The organism is Flavobacterium sp. W22_SRS_FK3, assembly GCF_052113665.1.
GTDB lineage: Bacteria > Bacteroidota > Bacteroidia > Flavobacteriales > Flavobacteriaceae > Flavobacterium.
In genome coordinates this window covers 1-2364 of sequence record NZ_JBGQOF010000053.1, presented here as the reverse complement: position 1 = coordinate 2364, position 2364 = coordinate 1, and the positions used below count along the sequence as shown (strand labels likewise).

The following is a 2364-nucleotide window of genomic DNA, read 5'->3' as shown; positions in this document are numbered from 1 at the left end:
TGTAGCTATAGCGTCTTCTAAACTAAAAATACGCATTTGTTGGCGGGAAATTCCTTGTATATGTTGCATTACTAAAATACGAAAAATCCTGTTTTTAAACAATACTCTTCTATATTTGTTTAAAACAAAAACGGAAGTTTTTTCACAGACTGACGTTGGCGGTAATTTTGCCTGAACGAAACGAAAAATTAAAAATTGAATAAACTCACTGAATTTTCTAATGAAAAAATATTCTCTCGATTATTAAAAAATAAGACGAGTGAAAACTATTGGAAATACATTAGTGAATTAAGAAAACGAAAAACCGAAGATGTTTTTGATAAAGCAGTTGAATTAACTAAATCCGAAGTTTCTAAAGAGAAAATTATTGGAATAAATATTTTGGCTCAATTTGGATATCCAAGATTGCATTTAAAAGAAATTTTAAGTACTCTTTTTAAATTACTCAAAACCGAAACTGACAAAAATGTAATAAGTTCTTTATTATATGCAATTGGACATAACAATGAAAAGTTAACAGAAAAGCAAATTGAATCAATTGCCCCCTATAAAAATCATAAAAGTGTAAATGTTAGACATAGTTTAGTTTCTTCACTTTTAGCTATTGAAAAAACTGAAGCAGTTAATATTTTAATCAAGTTATCTAAAGACAAAGATTCAGATGTTAGAGATTGGGCGACATTTGGTCTTGGAACACAAATTGAATTAGATAATGAATTAATTCGTGAAGCTTTATGGAATCGTACAAATGACAAAGATGAAGGAACAAGAGATGAAGCAATTTTTGGCTTGGCTAAACGAAAAGACAAAAGAATAAAAGAAATTTTAAAAAGAGAACTTGAAAATATAGATGAATTTGGGTCATTTATTTTGGAATCAATAGAAGAGCTTAATGACAAAGATTTTATAAACTTAATTGAAAAACAAATCATCAAAAACAAAGAGCTAAAAAAGGTAAATGAAGAATGGCTTGAGAATACTTTGGAAAAATTAAAGGAAACTAAATAAAAAAACTACCACCAACAGCTAAGGGATTCGTTGCGTGCGTAGCACGAACAATGAAGCCCGTGTTGAACGGAACCGCTGAGATTCCGCAACTATGGGTTTTTCGATAAATAATTTATAAGAATTGCAAGAGGCTATGGTGCCTCTTTTTTTTTGGAAGTAGTTTCTGCTTGGTTTTCTCGTGTTTTCCTTCACTTTTAGGCATAGCTACACTTACCCATAAAATTAACTTTAAAAGGGATTGGGATTTTGGCTACCTCCAAGATACCAAGCAGGTGGACCTCGCTGGTCAAAAACGGCTATTCGATGTAAATTGCCCGTTTTGCAACAGGGACACTTAGGTAAAAAAGGCTTTTTCTCTATTTCTCTAGTACTTTTTGTTGTAGTTTCTCCTGCAAGAGCTTTAGCTTTTGACGTTTCCAAGTACTGCTCAAAAAACCATAATGGCGGATTTTTACGAATCGTTTGGGCAAAATATGCAAAGCAAAGCGTCTGATAAACTCCTGATAGCATTACTAAAAATACGAAAAATCCTGTTTTTAAACAATACTTTTCTATATTTGTTTAAAACAAAAACGGAAGTTTTTTCACAGACTGACGTTATGGGCAAGCAAAAACGACACAGCTAATGAGAAAGACAGTTATCATATTGACGACATTTGTAATCTTGGTTTCTTGTAATAATTCCGAAAAGACGAAGACCACTAGCGGAACACAAGTCATAGAGCAAAATGCCAACACAACTAAAACACAAACATTAATTGGAGAATTAAAGAAGCTACAACAAACGATTACTTCTAATGACAAAGAAAAAATTGCTGACATTTTTGAATTTCCACTTTCTGACGAATCGTTCAGTATCTACCTAGACGACCAATCATTTAACGACCAATTTAAGTCAAACGGAAACAAGATAACAAGAACAATGTTCCTACAAAATTATAAAGCAATTTCTGAAAGCATTTGGCTTGACCAATTGAAAAATCTGTTTCATAACATCGCGATTGACAGTTTAGCTCACAAAGACACTTTGGAATATGAAGCTTATATTAAAACTGAACCTTGCTTTTATTCTTACCAAATAGAATTAAATAAAGACATCGTCACATTGAGAATGAATATGAACTCGAATAGAAATTACCAATCCAAAACACTTTCAGAAGACGACATTCCAGAAAATTCAAGTGAAATATGTGAACATAATTTTTGGTGGATTTTTAAATTTGACGGAAATAAATTACATCTTGAAAGTATTTCAGGGGCGGGCTAAATTGCCAGCCCATAACAGCAAGAGTTTCGTTGCGTGCGTAGCACGAACAATGAAACTCGTGTTGAACGGAACCGCTGAGATTCCGCAAC

Annotated in this window: 2 protein-coding genes and 1 pseudogene; 2 read left to right on the top strand and 1 reads right to left on the bottom strand. The window is 32.5% G+C overall.

What is annotated here, in order from left to right:
* Nucleotides 1-195: 195 nt before the first annotated feature.
* Nucleotides 196-1008 carry a hypothetical protein gene (locus tag ACEN2I_RS19845; protein ID WP_441767812.1) on the top strand — a complete coding sequence of 271 codons (813 nt, stop codon included), beginning with the start codon at nucleotides 196-198 and terminating at the stop codon, nucleotides 1006-1008.
* A 228-nt stretch (nucleotides 1009-1236) separates the two neighbouring features.
* Here the strand turns inward: ACEN2I_RS19845 and ACEN2I_RS19840 are convergent.
* Nucleotides 1237-1514: pseudogene (locus ACEN2I_RS19840) on the bottom strand (transposase); the annotation flags it as partial.
* 119 nt (nucleotides 1515-1633) lie between these two features.
* Between ACEN2I_RS19840 and ACEN2I_RS19835 the strand changes: the two are divergent.
* The gene (locus tag ACEN2I_RS19835) at nucleotides 1634-2275 is read left to right on the top strand and encodes a hypothetical protein (RefSeq protein ID WP_441767811.1); all 642 of its coding nucleotides are present in this window, start codon (nucleotides 1634-1636) and stop codon (nucleotides 2273-2275) included.
* Nucleotides 2276-2364 lie beyond the last annotated feature (89 nt).